This window comes from Streptomyces longisporoflavus (genome assembly GCF_014649775.1).
In the GTDB taxonomy this organism is placed as follows: Bacteria; Actinomycetota; Actinomycetes; order Streptomycetales; family Streptomycetaceae; genus Streptomyces; species Streptomyces longisporoflavus.
The window spans coordinates 24,851-38,346 of record NZ_BMTR01000042.1; the positions used below are offsets into that span (position 1 = coordinate 24,851).

The 13,496-nt window shown below is 70.0% G+C and carries 15 protein-coding genes and 1 pseudogene; 8 read left to right on the forward strand and 8 right to left on the reverse strand.

Annotated elements, in window-relative coordinates; translation table 11 throughout:
• The first annotated feature begins 22 nt into the window (after positions 1 to 22).
• The 3 genes from ureG to IE226_RS40030 are packed head-to-tail and all read left to right on the forward strand — an operon-like array spanning position 23 to position 2,245.
• Positions 23 to 697 carry an urease accessory protein UreG gene (gene ureG, locus IE226_RS40020; RefSeq protein WP_229871877.1) on the forward strand — a complete coding sequence of 225 codons (675 nt, stop codon included), beginning with the start codon at positions 23 to 25 and terminating at the stop codon, positions 695 to 697.
• Positions 694 to 1,608, forward strand: coding sequence for an urease accessory protein UreD (locus tag IE226_RS40025; RefSeq protein WP_229871871.1), 915 nt, complete (start codon positions 694 to 696; stop codon positions 1,606 to 1,608). Before ureG ends, IE226_RS40025 begins: the two co-directional genes overlap by 4 nt.
• A 40-nt stretch (positions 1,609 to 1,648) precedes the next feature.
• Positions 1,649 to 2,245 carry an isochorismatase family protein gene (locus IE226_RS40030; protein WP_190086453.1) on the forward strand — a complete coding sequence of 199 codons (597 nt, stop codon included), beginning with the start codon at positions 1,649 to 1,651 and terminating at the stop codon, positions 2,243 to 2,245.
• On the opposite strand, the gene IE226_RS40035 is transcribed toward IE226_RS40030, so the two are convergent.
• Positions 2,242 to 2,550 carry a hypothetical protein gene (locus tag IE226_RS40035; RefSeq protein WP_190086442.1) on the reverse strand — a complete coding sequence of 103 codons (309 nt, stop codon included), beginning with the start codon at positions 2,548 to 2,550 and terminating at the stop codon, positions 2,242 to 2,244. The genes IE226_RS40030 and IE226_RS40035 overlap by 4 nt on opposite strands.
• Positions 2,551 to 2,710: 160 nt before the next feature.
• Here IE226_RS40035 and IE226_RS40040 point away from each other — a divergent pair, with 160 nt between their 5' ends.
• The 4 genes from IE226_RS40040 to IE226_RS40055 all read left to right on the forward strand — a co-directional run bounded on the left by IE226_RS40040 (position 2,711) and on the right by IE226_RS40055 (position 6,671).
• Positions 2,711 to 3,235 (forward strand): MepB family protein, encoded by a 525-nt coding sequence (locus IE226_RS40040; protein ID WP_190086443.1) that lies wholly within the window; start codon positions 2,711 to 2,713, stop codon positions 3,233 to 3,235.
• A gap of 51 nt (positions 3,236 to 3,286) precedes the next feature.
• Positions 3,287 to 3,481, forward strand: a complete 195-nt coding sequence (locus tag IE226_RS40045) for an ATP-binding protein (RefSeq protein WP_308429594.1) — start codon at positions 3,287 to 3,289, stop codon at positions 3,479 to 3,481.
• A gap of 196 nt (positions 3,482 to 3,677) precedes the next feature.
• Positions 3,678 to 5,417 carry a SpoIIE family protein phosphatase gene (locus IE226_RS40050; protein WP_190086444.1) on the forward strand — a complete coding sequence of 580 codons (1,740 nt, stop codon included), beginning with the start codon at positions 3,678 to 3,680 and terminating at the stop codon, positions 5,415 to 5,417.
• A gap of 966 nt (positions 5,418 to 6,383) precedes the next feature.
• Positions 6,384 to 6,671 carry a hypothetical protein gene (locus IE226_RS40055; RefSeq protein WP_190086445.1) on the forward strand — a complete coding sequence of 96 codons (288 nt, stop codon included), beginning with the start codon at positions 6,384 to 6,386 and terminating at the stop codon, positions 6,669 to 6,671.
• Between the two features lie 49 nt (positions 6,672 to 6,720).
• Here IE226_RS40055 and IE226_RS44535 read toward each other — a convergent pair.
• The 5 genes and pseudogenes from IE226_RS44535 to IE226_RS40075 all read right to left on the reverse strand — a co-directional run.
• A pseudogene (locus IE226_RS44535) lies at positions 6,721 to 7,281 on the reverse strand (DNA-processing protein DprA); the annotation flags it as partial.
• Positions 7,282 to 7,341: 60 nt separating this feature from the next.
• The gene (locus IE226_RS44540) at positions 7,342 to 7,686 is read right to left on the reverse strand and encodes a hypothetical protein (protein WP_229871872.1); all 345 of its coding nucleotides are present in this window, start codon (positions 7,684 to 7,686) and stop codon (positions 7,342 to 7,344) included.
• A gap of 544 nt (positions 7,687 to 8,230) precedes the next feature.
• The gene (locus IE226_RS40065) at positions 8,231 to 8,395 is read right to left on the reverse strand and encodes a hypothetical protein (RefSeq protein ID WP_190086446.1); all 165 of its coding nucleotides are present in this window, start codon (positions 8,393 to 8,395) and stop codon (positions 8,231 to 8,233) included.
• Between the two features lie 590 nt (positions 8,396 to 8,985).
• On the reverse strand, positions 8,986 to 9,462 hold the full coding sequence (locus tag IE226_RS40070) for a lamin tail domain-containing protein (protein WP_190086447.1): 477 nt from the start codon (positions 9,460 to 9,462) through the stop codon (positions 8,986 to 8,988).
• A 1,499-nt stretch (positions 9,463 to 10,961) separates the two neighbouring features.
• Positions 10,962 to 11,909: a transposase gene (locus IE226_RS40075; protein WP_229871873.1), complete on the reverse strand. Its 948-nt coding sequence runs from the start codon at positions 11,907 to 11,909 to the stop codon at positions 10,962 to 10,964.
• An 11-nt stretch (positions 11,910 to 11,920) separates the two neighbouring features.
• Here IE226_RS40075 and IE226_RS40080 point away from each other — a divergent pair, with 11 nt between their 5' ends.
• Positions 11,921 to 12,433: a nitroreductase family deazaflavin-dependent oxidoreductase gene (locus tag IE226_RS40080; RefSeq protein ID WP_190086448.1), complete on the forward strand. Its 513-nt coding sequence runs from the start codon at positions 11,921 to 11,923 to the stop codon at positions 12,431 to 12,433.
• Between the two features lie 277 nt (positions 12,434 to 12,710).
• Here IE226_RS40080 and IE226_RS40085 read toward each other — a convergent pair whose 3' ends face one another.
• On the reverse strand, positions 12,711 to 12,950 hold the full coding sequence (locus IE226_RS40085; RefSeq protein WP_229871874.1) for a hypothetical protein: 240 nt from the start codon (positions 12,948 to 12,950) through the stop codon (positions 12,711 to 12,713).
• A 374-nt stretch (positions 12,951 to 13,324) separates the two neighbouring features.
• On the reverse strand, positions 13,325 to 13,496 hold a 172-nt coding region (locus tag IE226_RS45345; RefSeq protein ID WP_190086449.1), incomplete at its 5' end, for a TetR family transcriptional regulator C-terminal domain-containing protein.

Here is a 13,496-nt window from a genome sequence, read left to right on the forward strand (position 1 = left end):
TGCACCTCGCCCCCCCGTGACGATGCCGCACCGCCACACCCACAGCGCCGAACCACTGCTCGCCGACGGCGGCCGCCGCGCCCTGCGCATCGGCTTCGGCGGGCCCGTCGGCTCGGGCAAGACCGCGACGGTGGCCGCCCTGTGCCGCGCCCTGCGCGACCGGCTGTCCATCGCCGTCGTCACCAACGACATCTACACCCAGGAGGACGCGGCCTTCCTGCGCCGCGAGGCCGTGCTGCCACCGGAGCGCATCACCGCCGTGGAGACCGGAGCCTGCCCGCACACCGCCATCCGCGACGACATCTCCGCCAACCTCGAAGCCGTCGAGCAGCTCGAGCAGGACCTGGGCCCGCTCGACCTGATCCTGATCGAGTCCGGAGGAGACAACCTCACCGCCACCTTCTCCCGCGGGCTCGTCGACAGCCAGGTCTTCGTCATCGACGTGGCCAGCGGTGACGACATCCCCCGCAAAGGCGGCCCCGGCATCAGCACCGCCGACCTCCTCGTGGTCAACAAGACCGACCTGGCACCATATGTGGGAGCCGACCTGGACACCATGAGGGCCGACACCCGCAGGCAGCGGGGGGACCTGCCGTACGCCTTCACCAGCCTCACCACCCCCGACGGCATCCAGCCAATCGCCGACTGGGTCACCAGCTGCCTCGCCGCCCGGCACGCCACCGGATCCACCCAGTGACCCTCACCACCGCGAAGACGCCGGCCGTGATTCCGGCGCCGGCCGGCGAACCGCTGCAAGCCGACGGTGGTTCCCACGGTCGGCACTCCACCAAATCCGCCCCGGCCGACCCGTCCGGCGTCACCGCTACCGCCCAGATCCGGGCCGCCCACAACGGCCGCACCACAACGGTCCCTCTCCTGCACAACGACGACCCCTTCCACCTGCGCCGGCTACGGGCCCGCGGTGAGCAGGCACGTGTCTGTGTACTCGGCGCGATGAGCGCACCGCTCGGCGGAGACCGGCTCGCCCTCGACATCACCGCCGGGAGACGGGCCCGACTGGAGGTGACCACGGCCGCCGCCACCATCGCCCTGCGCGGCCCCACCACCACCCCCGCCACATATGACGTACGGATCACGGTGGACGACGACGCAACCCTGCACTGGCTGCCCGAACCCTTGATCAGTACCCGGGGCAGCACCCTGCACCAGACATTCACCGTCGACCTCGCACCCACCTCCCGTCTGGTCATGCGGGAGGAACAACTCCTGGGCCGCTCGGGCGAGGTGCCGGGCCACCTCACCACCCGCCTGATCGTCCGCCGCGGCGGACGACCGCTCCTCGACCAGCAGACCGCCTACGGCTACCCGGCGCCGGCGTGGGACGGCCCCGCCGTCCTCGGATCCCACCGGGCGACGGGACAGCTCCTCCTGGTCGATCCTGGGCTGGGCACACCCCAGGAGCCGCATGTCATCGACGACGACCCGGCCGAGGGACACGCGGTACTGACCCCTCTCGCCGACCCCCGGGCCCTCATCGCCACCGCCGTCGCCCCGGCACCGGCCCAGCTTCGCCACCTCCTGGACACCGCCCTCGCCTACGCCTACACCTACGAGACGCCGAGGCCAGATGCCGACGGCGAGCAGTAGATCCATGAACGACGTGAACACCGAACCGGAGGACAGGAACATGGGACGAGCACTGATCGTGGTGGACGTGCAGAACGACTTCTGCGAAGGCGGCAGTGTTCCCGTGGCAGGCGGCGCCCTGGTCACCGTCAAAGTCCGCGACCTGGTCGGACGCGCGGCAGAAGCCGGGTATCAGTACGTCGTGGCGACCCGCGACCACCACATCGACCCAGGAGACCATTTCTCCGACACCCCCGACTTCAAGACCTCCTGGCCCGTGCACTGCGTGGCCGGCACGCAAGGCTCCGACTTCCACCCGGACTTCCTCCCCGCCGTACACGCCGGAGCCCTTGACGCTGTCTTCTACAAGGGTGCCTACGAGGCCGCCTACAGCGGTTTCGAAGGCGCCGACGAGGAAGGGACGGGATTGACCGCGTGGCTGCGCGCGCACGGCGTCACCACCGTGGACGTCGTCGGTATCGCCACCGACCACTGCGTGAAGGCCACCGCCCTGGACGCCGCCGCAGCAGGATTCACCACCCGAGTCCTGCTGGACCTGACCGCCGGCGTACACCACGACACGATCCAGCAGGCTCGCGACGAACTCAGCCAAGTTGGCGTGGAACTGTCCGGCACACCCGTGGTCGCGGAGGCTTAGAAGCCTCCCGGTGAGTGGAACACACGGGTCTGCCGCACGATCGGGTGACATCTGAACTGGCTTGCCCTGTGGGGCGGGCAGGCCCAGCCACCGTCACCGTTGTGGTGGTCGGCGAGACAGTCGCCGATGCACACCATCAGCTCGCGGTGCTCGGGTAGAGCACCGCGAGCCAGGGCCAGGGCGGCGACGGCGGACAGGAAGAAGGTGTGGTCAATGAAGGGAAGGCCGCCGTCGAGGTTACTCCCGTTTTTAAGGCCCTGGTCGATCATCCAAGGGCCGGTCTGCGGCTGGAGCGATCCCGCCATCGGAGCCGGGCGCACCCTCGCAGCCCTGGTGTTCGCCTTGCTCCTGCGGTGAGAGAGGCACCACCCGGAGGATGTACCTCTGGTTCGAGGGTGGCGGCTGCGCGGCTGGCGGCATGAGGGGCCAACGCAGTGCGCACAGGCGCGATGGCAGGATGACAGCATGGTGACGAAACAGCCGTGGACGGGGCTCCACGGTGACCTGCTGGCAGCGAAGGCAATGGTGTACGACCCAAGCGATTTCGCCTGCTCGCTGCCGGTGCCCGAACCGGAGAGTGCTGAGTACGCGGCTTGCGCGTTCACACTCGATGGTCGCTCGGTTCGGTTCCGCGTGGCCAAGACCACCCCGACGAAGGTGGGCCAGTTCGTCACCGTGTGGCAGCGGTCCAAGGAGGGGCCGATCCGGCCCTTCGACGCCGGCGACGCCGTGGACCTCTTCGTCATCAGCAGCCGCGCCGACGACGGCTTCGGGCAGTTCGCGTTCCCGTGCGAGGTGTTGTGCGAGCGCAACATCGTCTCCCGCAACGGCTCCGGCGGGAAGCGTGGATTCCGCGTCTATCCGCCGTGGGCGGCCACGACCAACCGGCAGGCCCGCAGCACCCAGGCATGGCAGGTGAACTACTTCTTCGACCTCGGCCAGGACAGGCCGTCCGAGCCGACGCGCGCCCACGCCCTCTACCACCCATAAGCGACCGCTGCGCCATGGCGTCCGGCGGCCTGCAACTCAACCACTGATCACATCGGAACGACTCGTCTAGACCGACGACCAGGACCCGGCGGCCAGTGGGGAGAGGCCTTCGGCGACGACACCGTCGCCGCCGCGATGATCGACCGTCTGGTCCACCACGCGGAGGTCATCTCGCTCAAGGGAGACAGCTACCGGATGCGCGGCCGCGACCTCGGACGGGTTCCAGCCGCCAACACCGGGGAATGACCAACATCAACTGACCAGCAGGGGGCACTTTTCAACCGCCGGTTCTGGCTCACAATTAAAGCGTCGCCGACAGACGAGTTCCTCCTGCGCCACCAGGATGTGCTCGAGCAGTCACAGCAGGGAAGAGGAGCCTTCGGTGCATGCCGTACTCCGGTGGGGGTAGGCGCCACGATTCGGGCTTGAACAGAGGAGGGACATGGACGACGTCGCCGCTCCAGGCAGGGAAAACGCTCCCCTGTCCGGGCACCAGGCACGTTCTGGCGCCCTGCTCGACGGAACGCTGGAAAACCTGCGGGCGTCCGCCATCGCGGTTGATGGTGACGGCCTCATCGTCGCGGTCAACAGCGCGGCCCGAAGCCTGCTGGGCAGGAAGGCCTCGGAGCTTGTCGGTCAGGACTTCCACGACCTGCTGCACCGGGACAGATACGGGCACTCAGTGCCGCGCACGCGCTGCCAGATCAGGAAGGCTCTCCTCGCGGGGGACACCCGACATGGCGACGCCGAGTGGTTCGTCCGGGGCGACGGCACACTGGTGCGGTTGTCCTGGCTGGTCACGCCTTATGCGCCCGGTCCGATCGGGGCGGGCTCGCTGACGCTGCTGTACGAGGCAGAGCAGTCGGACGTGCGCCACAGCGACGGCGGGCAGTCCGCGCCGCTGACGGAACTGGACCGCCTGACCCTGCTGGCGGAGACGACCACGCAGCTCACATCCACCCTGGACATCGACGAGGCGCTGCGCCGGCTGGCGGCCCTGACCGTGCCCCGGCTGGCGGACTGGGCGGTCTTCGACCTGCTCACCGAACGTGACGAAGTACGACGTGTTCTCGTGATGGAGCACAAGGACGGCATTCTCCTCGAGCGGGATGACCTGCAAGGCCCCATGCCCCCGGTCCCGGCAGAGTCGCCGATGCCCTTGTCGCGGGCCCTGCGCGGCGCCGCCTCCTCCCTGGCCGGTCCCGCCACCTACCAAGGCCCGCCCGACTCCGGCATCGCGGTCGAGCAGCAGCGCCTGTTCACCGCAACAGGAATGCACTCCGCCGCCATCGCACCCATTCGCGGACTGCGCGACGTACTCGGCGCCCTGACCCTGGGCCGCGCCCAGCGTCACGACGCCTTCACCCCTGCCGACCTGCCGCTGCTGGAAGACCTCACCCGCCGGGCGGGCCTGGCACTGGACAACGCACGCCTGTACCAGCGCCAGCGCAAAGTCGCCGAGACCATGCAACGCCACCTGCTGCCCCAGCTGCCCGTCCTGCCCGGACTGCAGATGACCGCACGCTACGTACCCGCTCCGGACGCCTCCTCCGTGGGCGGCGACTGGTACGACGCCTTCGCTCTGGGCGCCCAAGCCCACGCACTGGCCATCGGCGACGTCGTCGGACACGACCTCGACGCCGCAGCCGGCATGGCGCAGGTCCGCAACATGCTGCGCGCCTTCGCCTGGTCCCACCCCGAAACCGCACCCAGCGCCGTTGTCACACAGCTCGACGAGGCAGTGATGCACATAGCCGAGGTACCCATGGCCACCATGATCCTCGCCAGCCTCACACGCGGCGACGACACCCTCTGGCGCCTGCGCTGGACCAACGCCGGCCACCCGCCACCCCTGCTCATCACCCACGACGGCCAGACCCGCTACCTCGACGAGGCTCACGGCATACTCCTCGGCACCGGCGTCACCAGACCCCGCCCCGACGCCGTCACCGTCCTGCCACCCCGGGCCACGCTCCTGCTCTACACCGACGGACTGGTCGAATCCCCGCACCACTCCATCGATCACGGACTTGACCGCCTGCGCCGACACGCGGCCTCCCTCGCCCACCGCCCCCTCGACTCCTTCTGCGACCTGCTGCTGGACCAGGTCCGCCCCAGCGACAACGACGACGACGTCGCCATGATCGCGCTGCGCACACCCCCTCCCGTACGACCCGTCTGACCCGCTCGTGAGGCAGATCAAGTGGGCGGAACAGGAGACGGTCGAACTCCTGAGCCAGTGAGCTGAGGCTTCGAACGCCTCTCTCCGCCGCGCGAGAACTTCGCGCGCTGCGGGCTCCGCACTGCACCGCCGGTGAGCGGCCGCTGGACCGCCGCCAACGGAGCAGACTAGGCCGAGAACTGGCACTGCCTCACCTCCACCGAGATCGCCGTCATCGACCACCCCGACGACGAGGACTCCCTGCCCTACGTGGTCGTCGCCGCACGACTGTGCACGCACGCCCTGGCCTGGCTCGGCCGCATCCAGCACCCGCCTTGCCCGTCCACGCAGCCATTCAGATGGACATGGACCATCCCGGCTACCGGCGAACCATCGACGGCGACAGCGAGGAGCACCAGCCAGTGGCGACTGAGGCCAAGGGCGCGGGACGGCATGAACCGGTCGAGCAGCGCTTGGGAAGTGATCGCCGTGGCGTCGGCCGTCATCGTCAGGATTGGCCGCGGCACCCGCCAGGGTCCCGCTCCCCTTCCCCTGCAGCGTGCCCAGCCGACAAGTTTGCTCGCGGCGGGGTGAGGTCATCCGCTCCAGGGAACCCTTGCGAGGACAAGTCCCCGGACGTCGGCAGCACCGGATGCCCGGAGCCGGCGCGCAACGTGCTGGAGCTGCGATCCGCTCGTCGACCAGGAGGTCGGTCGCCCCCTCGATGTGGCCGGTTCCTCCGGTCCATGTCAGCGCGGCGGCATGCGCGGCCGCGGCCGCGCTTTTCTCGTCCAGAGTGCGGTTCGCGGGCCGGGCCGTCTCGGCATGCTTCACCAGCCGGTGGCCGCCCGGCGGGCTGAGGGGGAAGGCCCGGGTCACGTCCTCCGTGTAGGCGGCGTCCATGATCGCCTCGATGTGCTGGAGAGGCCTGCGGCCCGTGTGGGTGGGGTTCCCGGTGACGTAGTCGACGCCGTGCATCGCCTCGGGGTGGCTTTCCAGCCAGCCGACGAGAGCCGACCGAAGATCATCGCCCAGCAGGCCCTCCCCTCGTACTTCAGCTTGTGGATCTTGTCGCGCAGGGCTCCGGAATACATGGCGACCGCGTCGACGCGGGAGAATCCGCGTTCGGCTTCCGGCAGCGCGCACACCCGGTTGCTGCACGGCCTGCCGGGTGTAAGGGCCTGGGAGCAGACGGGGCAGTGGGGCTCGGCGACGGGCTGGAGGGTGCGGCCGGCGCAGCGGGAGCACAGGCGGGCGGTGCCGGTGATGCGGTAGGCGCATACCGGGCAGTCGGGGAAGCCTGCCGGATCCGGGAGGCCTGCCGTCACAGGTCGGCCAGGGCGAGCTGCTGGCGCTGCCGGCCGGCGGCCTGGATGTGCGCTGCCCGGCCCAGGCGGTCGGTGATGTCGCTGGAGGCAGTGACCAGGATCGCCTTGTTCTCGTCGAGCATCTTTTCGGCCCAGGGCTGGGTGTCGGCGAGGGAACGCATCAGGAAGACGAGCTTGCCGTGCTCGGCGGCCAGGCGGGCCTGCATCTTGGCGCCCGACGTGCCGGAGGCCTCGATGACGACGCTGCCCAGGGTGGTGCCGGACGTGACGACGTTGCGGCGGGGGAAGGTGTACTTCGCCGGAGGGCTGGTGGGCCAGAACTGGCTCAGCAGCGCTCCGCCGGCGGCGAGGATCGCGTTCGCGAGCGGCCGGTTCTCGGCCGGGTAGACCGGGGCGGCGATGCCGGTGCCCATGACGGCGAAGGTCCGGCCGCCCGCGGCGAGCGCGGCCCGGTGGGCGGCGGCGTCGATGCCCTTGGCGAGACCGCTGGCGATCACGACGTCGTGCTCGACGAGCTCGCGGGCCATCCGGGCCGCCCGGCGCATCCCGTCCTCGGAGGCCTGGCGGGTGCCGACGACGGCGACGGAGCGGGCATCGCGCTGATCGAGCCCGCCGCGCTAGAAGAGGAACGGCGGCAGATTGCCGATCATGCGGAGGTTCGCCGGGTAGTCCCTGTCCAGGACGGTCACCAGACGCGCACCCGCCTTATCGGCCGCGGCGAGTTCGTCGTCGACACGGGCACGGGCATCGTCGAGGCCAGTGGCCAGGGCCCGCTGCAGCAAGGGGCGGTTCTTCGTCGCGGCACGCGAGTCCTCGCGCACCTGCCCGTCCATGAGCGCGGCCAGACCCTCGGGGCTCTGAGCGCCACGGGCGAACAGGCTCCAGTCGAGGGTGGCATCGCCGGCGCGCAGCGCGCACAGGGTCAGCACATCGTGCTGCTCAGCGGTGATATCGAGGTCCATCGGGTGTCCTTCTACTCATGGCCCCGGAATGTTCGAAGGATGAAGCAAGGCTCTCGGGCCACCTCCATCGTGGCCTACGCACTCTGCGTACGGGAGGGAAGTGTGGGCTCTTCACGGCGTCCGGGACATCATGGCCTTCAGCGCATCGTCCGGGCGGGCCCGTCCTGCAGCTGCGATGATGGGTGCCGTCACGAAGCTCGGGGAGGTCCTCGCGGCAGTAGGAGCCGACGGTCGCCGACCTGGCTGGCCAAACCCCCGCGGTCCAAGCCGCACTTCACCCCCACCTGATCCTCCTGGATCAACCAGGTCGAGCGGTGGTTCGGCTACCTGGCCCACCCGGGGCGACCTGCGCGGTTGCGGTGGGAGCGTCCATCGCGCACTGCGCGAGTGTCCGAGATCCAGTGCGGTGATCGTGGGGACACGTCAGAGGGCCAGGGGGTGCACACCTGCCACGTCTTCCAGGGCGCGAAACCGGGGCCCGCCCCCGTGCGCGGGAAGCAGTGGCACGCCCGTTTCGATACCCGCCGTGTGCGCTGCGGCCGTATCACGAGTGTCGCGTAGCCTGCGCCCATGCCGTGAGCAACTCCTCGTACTCCTTGCGTTGTTCGGCGCTGAGAACGCCGCCGCTGCGGAGCATCAGAGCACGGATCCGAGCGTTCAGCTCGTCAGCTGACCGGCCCGCCATCGGCTGCTGCCGGGTATCCGCCATGGCGCAGAACGTAACGCCACAACAAAGCCTTGGGCAAAGCTTGAATGCGCATGCCGACCCGTTCCGGCCGGGACTCGCCCCACCGTCCACGCGTCCCCTTCACCTCCGCGGCCCCGACAGCCTGCACGTCGGGCGACATGGGCGCGCTGGGCACGGCTGCTGTGGCTCTGGCGGCATCCGGCGGAGGATGGCCGAAGGAACGCGGTATGCGCGCCGGTGACCGGCATGTCCCCGGGGTCATCGCATCAGGCCGTCGGCGGCGACGAGGGCTCGCTGCGCGGTTGCGACCACGATCCGGTCCCCATCGCTGAGAGACGAGCGCTTCATCCGGGCGGCCACGGGCATCGAAGCTGGCCGTGAGGCTTTTCCCTCCTGCTTCGGCTCCCAGACATCGATGTCGGCCCGCCCTCGGGTGCCGGCCAGGGCGGCAACGCCCCTCTCGGCCGTGCCGGGGTGCGGGTGACGCAAGCCATCCGCCGCGGGGCCGGGCGGATGGCTTCGCCGTACTCAGGCGGGCCTGCGCCGCTCGGAGCGTTGCGGGGTGAGCCCGCCGATGGTGACCGGGGCAGCAGGCTCACCCCGGGGCACGGTCAGCGACGGTGGTGGTGCCCGCCGCGGCCCCAGGACTCGGTGTCCACGGTGCGGCGGTGGTCGTTGCGCAGGGTGGCTGTGTCGGCTCGGTTGTCCCACATGTAGTCGCGCCGGTCCTGGTAGAGGTCGGTGCGGGTGTCGCGGCCCATGCCGGAGTGGACCCTGACCGTCGCCCGGCCGGCGAGGCGTACGTCGTAAAAGCGGTAGCGATTGCCGTCGTTGTCGCGCAGTGTCCAGTTGCGCAGGTTGACCGCGTGGCGGGTGTGGTTAGTGATCTCGACCCATTCAGCGTTCAGTGACTGGTTGGTGTGGTTGTCGCGTCCGGGGCTGTCGGCCTGCACGGCGCTGATCTCGACCCGCGGATGCCGGTGGTGGTCCCGGTCGGCTGCGGTGGCCGGCAGCGCGATGGCGGAGACGACAGTGCCGGCGGCCAGGGCCGTGGCGGCCATACGGCGGGCGGTCGAAGAAGCAGACATGAGTGATGTCCCCTCAAAAGCGGTGCCTCACCAGGCGTACCTGCCGGTGAGTGCGCGGTGCGGATACCCGGTCCGGTGCGGGCCGGGGACACAAACTGTGAAGGTCCGGTGACGTCGACGGCAGGCCGCTCGCGATCAGTTACCAAGCACGGACATTTCCGTAACACTCGCCTGTACACCCCACATGCTCTGCACAGGCATGTACCGGACAACCACTGCAGGCCGCGCCTGCCTCCGGTCGGACGACAGCAAGCGGTTGCCGACACCGGTGGGCCGCCGGCAACATGCCGGCGGCTCCTCGCCCGAACGGGCGAGGAGCCTGCGTAACAGCCGGTCAGCCCCACTCCTCGCACAGGCAACCGTGCGTCGCACACCAAGACGGCAGGCAAGGGCAGCCCGCCGCCGGCACAGGCCGCCTGCCTCCAAGGCGTGCGGGGCTGAGGCCCGCGCCCGGCATCCGGCCTGCATCGGCCGCTTCGCCCGGAGGCGGCGTGACGCGGACAAGGCACCCAGACAGATCCCGGAAGGGCCCGCTCGATCTGGTCGGTGAAGCGGGCGCAGTCCAGCGGCCCGGCCTCACGGCGCAGCAGCAACTGCCACAAGTCGGCAGGCCAGCACGTGGGCGGAAGTGGCCTCAGCGCCGGGGCCGGTTCGAGAGGGTGGCCCGGAACGGAATACGCCGGTTTGCGGACATGGCGCGCCTGCGGTGGGAGGCTGGGAGTGTGCGGCCGCCGCCGCGCGGACTGCGGCGGCGGCCGCGGCGCGAGGGACCGAGGCTCCCCCTCGATCGGGTCCTCGCGCCGAGCGCCCTCCGGGCGGCCCGGGCTGCGGGAAGCCCTCCTGGCCGCCCGGGAGGGCGGCGGCTGGAGCTGCCTCGTCGGCGATGCGGCTCCAGCCCGTCTCGTGAAAGCGTGCGCGTCTGTCACGGCTCGAGGGCTGGGAGCCTGCGATGTGGGCCCAAGACCCAACGTCACCTGGTCTGAGGGTAGAAGAAGAGCCGGGTTGATCGGAAGCGGGGCTGGTCGGGCGGTTCAGCTGGCTTCAGCCCGGGACTTGATGTGGGCCAGGCGGCAGGGATCGGCACCGGCATGCGGAACTGCAGCAGCATCACCCGGCCCCCGACCTCGGCGACGAGCGCGCGGACACCACCACCAGCACCCGTGACGCGGTCAGGACCGCCCAGGTCACCGCATCCGCATCGTCCCTGCGCTCCGCCGGCCCCACTTTCCTGACCAAGGCGCCTTTCTACCCTGCCCGCGACACGGTGCGCCCTGCACCTCTTCATGGTCGTCATTCGCCGTCACCGGGAGCGCAGCAGCCACGGCTGTCTGCGTACTCATCTGAGTGGCCCTGGCAAGATTTCCGTGAACTTGGGGAGTGCCACCGTGCACCGGTGTCGCCCCGTTATTGGTACCGGCGTCGGAGCAGGGCCATGAGGATGACGCGGTGGCGGAGCAATGGAACTCCCGCGCGTCCGGCCATGATCCGCTTCTGGAGCTTCAGGTCGGTGATGCGGCCTTCGTTGTCGCCCGAGTTGAACGGGTGGTGATGGCCTGGACGACTGCGGGTTGGTCGTCGCGGATGGCATTGGCCAGGCTGACCAGGGCGGGAAGGCGGGAGGTCGCGATTTGCTCGAGCCAGTGTGTCAGCAAGGTGGCCTCGCGGGAGTCGAGCACGGCGGCGAACTGACGCACCAGGTCGTGGGTTTGCTCCAGCTCCGGGCAGCACTCGAGCAGCCGCCTGAGTGCCTCGGTGGCGTGCAGGCCACGCCGGGATGGCGCGGTGCTGATCCAGCGGGCGACCTGCCGGGGCCAGGGCGGTCGCTCGCGCGGTGTATCGATCGGCAGGCCCCGGCGCAGCGGCGCGATGGCCATCTTGACCCGCTGGTAGTGGCCCCGGTAACCCTTGGCGACGATCTCCTTGTGCAGCACCGTCGCACTGTGCTCGCCCGCCTCCCACCGCTGCCGCAGGTACTCCAGGTACGGATCGAGGCTGCTGGGCCGGCGCGAGCGGGTGCGGCATACGCATTCCTGCCAGGTGGCGGCTCGCGCGTATGTGCCCACGGTGCGCCTGTTCAAGCCCAGCTGGTGGGCTGCGGCGTGGAGTGAGATCCCGGTGTCGGTCACCGCGTGCACCGCCTCGAAGAGTATTTTCGCGTGGCAGCAAGCACGGGTGTCCGCCTGGTCGGACGGTTCCGCCTGGCTCGGTGGCAGCGACGCCGCTTCAGGATCGGGGACTGCTGCGGGCAGGCAGCTGCGATGGGCGGCGGCAGCGTCCCCGACTCGCTTCGATAAGCCCTGCCACAGCTGCAAACGATCGCTGACCTGAATCGCATCCGTGGCACCGTCGGTGATGCCCTGCCGGTAGACCAGCGAGCCGTCCCGGCAGACGACCTCAACACCGGGGCGGCTTCGTTTCACCCCCCGCCCCAAGGCGGCGGTACCCACGAAGGAGACAGATGGCGGCGCAGCAGGACGACCCGAAGCCTCAGCGCCCCGCCTTGCCGCGCGGCTGGCGACGGCACCTCGCACGGCTGCCCCTCGCCTTCTACCGCGTGGGTCTCGGCCCGCTGTTCGGCCAGCGTCTGCTGCTCCTCAACCACATCGGCCGCGCCAGCGGCCTCCGCAGGCGCGTGGTGCTGGAGGTCGTCGCCCACGACCCCGCACCGGGTACCGGGATCCTGGCCTCCGGCTTCGGGGCCGAAGCCGCCTGGTACCGCAATCTCCAGGCCGCCCCGAAGACCACGATCCAGGTCGCCAACCGCCACTACGCCGTCACCGCCGCCTTCCTCACCGCGGACGAGGGCGCAGAGATCATGCTCCGCTACGTTTCGGCCCATCCCCGCGCCGCCCGGCGCCCGTGTGCCTTCATGGGCTTCGACGTCGACGGCAGCACGGCCGCCTACCGGCGGGCCGGCCGCCAGATTCCCTTCGTGCGGCTCGACGCCGCACCGGGCCCACAGCGGCCATGACGCACCTGCATCACCACGCGCAATGGCAGGCGCGAGGACGAAGGAAGAGCACCCCTTCGCGGACGCTCCGGACAAGACCCCGCACAAGTTCCTGCCGGACGACGAACGGCCTCCGTGCGAGGCACTCTTTTCCGCTCCCCACTTTGGTGAGGATCGGGGTAGACGGTCCAGCCACGCCAGGCTGACCGTGCCGACAATGTCTGCCACGGAACGCGCCGGTCATATCCGTGGCGCGCGCTCAAGTCCACTGAGACCGCACACCGGTCAACGCGGGGCACTACTCGACCGGATCCTCCTCCGCGCGGCGAACCGCCTTCTTCGCTGCCATCTCAACCACATGCCGCGGCTGACTCGTCTCCTCGGCGTGCGTGGTCACGGCGGCCTGGAAGCGCTCGGCCGCGTCCGCCCATCGGCGCCACTGCGCCGCGTACTCCTCGCCGTCGAGACCCGCGAGCGCCGCGCGCGCTTCTTCGCAGGATCGTTCCAGCATGATCAATTCATCGGTGATGTCAGCCACGACCGGATCCTAGACAGAACCGCGGTACGAACCGCCGTCCGGCACTACGGCGGGCGGGTAGTCACGCGCCCGGCTGGCGCGCCCCACGGTCCAAAGCGTCCAGTTCACCGGCCTCAACCTGGCATCAGAAGGCCCCACCCATGATCACATCAACGACCGAACTGTTCACCAGCCACGGCAAGCACCGCTGCAGTAGTGGGCGCCAATGGGCCTGCCATGCGTCCAGAGGTGTCGACAGCATGAAGGGATGTCTGGCCGCATCGGCGAGAACCCGCGCCTTGTCACGAGGCTGATGATCGGGCGTACCCGTCCCCGACTTCTCCGTCGCCTGCATCATTATCGCCGAAGCGCGCGGGCTCCCGTGTCGGGGCGACCTATTGCCGCCAGGGTTCGGCCGTGGGGCGATCGGGCTGCGGGGTTCGCAGTTCCGCCAGGTGGCCGACGATGATGGCGTGCATGGCCTCCGGGGTTTCCATGTCCGGGCGCATCGCCGCGTGGACGGCGAGCCCGTCCACCAGGGCATGCAGCCGGGCGGTCTCCCGGTCC

Excerpts from the sequence above, each read along its gene's own strand:
- IE226_RS40050 (WP_190086444.1), top strand. The coding sequence starts at position 3,678 with ATGGACGACGTCGCCGCTCCAGGCAGGGAAAACGCTCCCCTGTCCGGG.
- ureG (WP_229871877.1), top strand. The coding sequence starts at position 23 with ATGCCGCACCGCCACACCCACAGCGCCGAACCACTGCTCGCCGACGGC.
- IE226_RS40080 (WP_190086448.1), top strand. The coding sequence starts at position 11,921 with ATGGCGGCGCAGCAGGACGACCCGAAGCCTCAGCGCCCCGCCTTGCCG.
- IE226_RS40070 (WP_190086447.1), bottom strand. The coding sequence starts at position 9,462 with ATGTCTGCTTCTTCGACCGCCCGCCGTATGGCCGCCACGGCCCTGGCC.
- IE226_RS40065 (WP_190086446.1), bottom strand. The coding sequence starts at position 8,395 with ATGGCGGATACCCGGCAGCAGCCGATGGCGGGCCGGTCAGCTGACGAG.
- IE226_RS40035 (WP_190086442.1), bottom strand. The coding sequence starts at position 2,550 with ATGGCGGGATCGCTCCAGCCGCAGACCGGCCCTTGGATGATCGACCAG.
- IE226_RS44540 (WP_229871872.1), bottom strand. The coding sequence starts at position 7,686 with ATGGACCTCGATATCACCGCTGAGCAGCACGATGTGCTGACCCTGTGC.
- IE226_RS40030 (WP_190086453.1), top strand. The coding sequence starts at position 1,649 with ATGGGACGAGCACTGATCGTGGTGGACGTGCAGAACGACTTCTGCGAA.
- IE226_RS40040 (WP_190086443.1), top strand. The coding sequence starts at position 2,711 with ATGGTGACGAAACAGCCGTGGACGGGGCTCCACGGTGACCTGCTGGCA.